Genomic DNA, 1,379 nt, shown 5'->3' with positions numbered 1-1,379 from the left:
AAACTTGTGAAATTGTTCAAGCTGTTAGCTCTTATTCTCAACCTCTTGTGAGCCACTAAACATCATGACCGACCCGACTGTTAATAACAATCCGCCATCGGCCGATCCGGCCCCGCCGCCGGTTCCCGCGCCGACGCCAACACCGGCGCCCGGCCCGCTGAACTGGCGCCGGTTTGTGCCGACCAACTGGCAGTCCATTGTCGCCACACTGGCGGTCATCGCCGCCACGTCGTTGTTGAACCGCCTCGGGTTCACGCCGACGCCGCTGCCGGTTCCGGACCCGCCGTTCCCGATTTATCAGGGGACGTTCGGCTGGGTCGAGCCGCGCGAGGACGACCGCCTTGCCGCCCTCGAATCCCCGCAGGTTTACCGGTGGGAAGACACCGACGCCGCCCAGGCCGACCCGCTCGGCGACAAGGACGGCAACGCCTTTTTGTGGAAATTCTCGGCCGCTGTGCGCGGCGCCCCGGTGCCGACACTGAATCAGGGATCGGTCGGCAGTTGCGTCGGCCACGGCTGGGCGACGGGGGTGAATTATCTCGTCGTGATCCAGGCCGCGCTGAAGACCGGGCCGCCCATCGACGCGACGGTGACCATCGCCCCGGAGGTCATCTACGGCGGCAGCCGGGTGAATGTCAACGGCGGTCGCGCCCCGTTGTTTGGCGACGGCAGCAACGGCAGTTGGGCCGCCAAATTTTGCACCGAATACGGCACGGCCGCGCGAGGCAAATACGGTCCTTATGACATCACTGTCTATAGCGAATCCAATTGCCGGTCGCTGGGTAATAACGGCATTCAAAACGAGTTATTAACGGAATGCAAAAAGAACGTGGTGGGGAGCGCCGCGCTGGTGACAAGCGCCGCCGACGCGAAGAAGGCGCTGATGCAGGGCTACCCGATCCCGGTGTGCAGCAACACCGGTTTCGCCGGCCAGTCGAGCCGCGATGCCGACGGCTTTTTGCGGGCCGCCGGCGTGTGGCCGCATTGCATGTGCATCATCGGCTACCGGCAGGACAAGGATGCGTTTTACATCATGAATTCCTGGGGCGAAAGCTGGGTGTCCGGCCCGTTGGGAATCGGCGACCCGCCCGCCGGGGGTTTCTGGGTCAAATCAACAACGGTTGATGCGATGTTGAAACAGGGCGACAGTTATGCGATCTCGACCCTGAAGGGCTTCCCCCGCCGCAAGCTCCAGCCGGACGACTGGCTCGTCGCGGCCCCGTCCCCGTCCAAAGTGGTCATCGCTCCGCGCCGTGCGGACGGCCCGTTCGCCCCGCGTCTCGAATTCGGAGGGCCGCTTTATGCGATGGCCCCGTAACCTCGCCGCCCTGTCGCTTGTCGTCTCCCTCGCCATCCCCGCCCCGGCCGAAACGCCGACG

General features: G+C 64.4%; 1 protein-coding gene. It reads left to right on the top strand.

What is annotated here, in order from left to right:
* Positions 1 to 64 precede the first annotated feature (64 nt).
* Positions 65 to 1,318 (top strand): C1 family peptidase, encoded by a 1,254-nt coding sequence (locus tag BGIM_RS59645; RefSeq protein WP_020476511.1) that lies wholly within the window; start codon positions 65 to 67, stop codon positions 1,316 to 1,318.
* Positions 1,319 to 1,379: the final 61 nt, after the last annotated feature.

This window comes from Zavarzinella formosa DSM 19928 (assembly GCF_000255705.1).
Lineage (GTDB): Bacteria > Planctomycetota > Planctomycetia > Gemmatales > Gemmataceae > Zavarzinella > Zavarzinella formosa.
The sequence above is the reverse complement of the archived record's forward strand: the minus strand, read 5'-3'. Positions and strand labels throughout refer to the sequence as shown.

What these genes read in the sequence shown, in the direction of transcription:
- BGIM_RS59645 (WP_020476511.1), top strand. Translation starts at nt 65, where the DNA reads ATGACCGACCCGACTGTTAATAACAATCCGCCATCGGCCGATCCGGCC.